Source organism: Phormidium sp. CCY1219 (genome assembly GCF_055795085.1).
Genome location: NZ_JAYFEQ010000760.1, coordinates 1 through 515 on the forward strand (window position 1 = coordinate 1; position 515 = coordinate 515).

1 protein-coding gene is annotated in these 515 nt (G+C 47.8%); it reads left to right on the top strand.

From position 1 onward, the window contains the following. The first annotated feature begins 117 nt into the window (after positions 1–117). Complete coding sequence (locus AC0QH1_RS23125; RefSeq protein ID WP_324633730.1) at positions 118–477, top strand: hypothetical protein; 360 nt, start codon at positions 118–120, stop codon at positions 475–477. Positions 478–515 lie beyond the last annotated feature (38 nt).

Genomic DNA, 515 nt, shown 5'->3' on the forward strand with positions numbered 1-515 from the left:
GGGGGAGAACTCCTCCCTACGCATAAATGACGAGGGTTTCCGTTCTCCCCCTTACCAACCCTAATTTCTGATGATGAACCCTGGAAAGAGGCGATCGAAACCTATTTTCCCTCATTTATGAACTTCTTTTTTCCGGAGATTTACCGGGAAATCGACTGGGAAGAACCCTATATGTCGCTCAGTCAGGAATTGCCCGAGATTGTGGGAGAATCCGCCAGCGGCGACACCCTGTCCGATCGCCTATTCCAGGTGAAGCTTCTAGACGGAGAACCCTGGTGGGTCATCATCCACGTGGAAGTCCAAAGTCAGTATCAAACCAAATTTAACGAGCGAATCTATATCTACAACTATAGCGGATTTCAAATTAATGTGGTAGGCAACTCTCATCTGTCCCAACCGCCAATGCACCGAATCGGTGAGAAATTCTTTACCGCACCAAGGTGTTTGATTAATGCGGCTTGTGGGGCTGTTTTGTGAGCCTTGATTACCGCCTTAATTGCCTTGTAGTGCTCTTT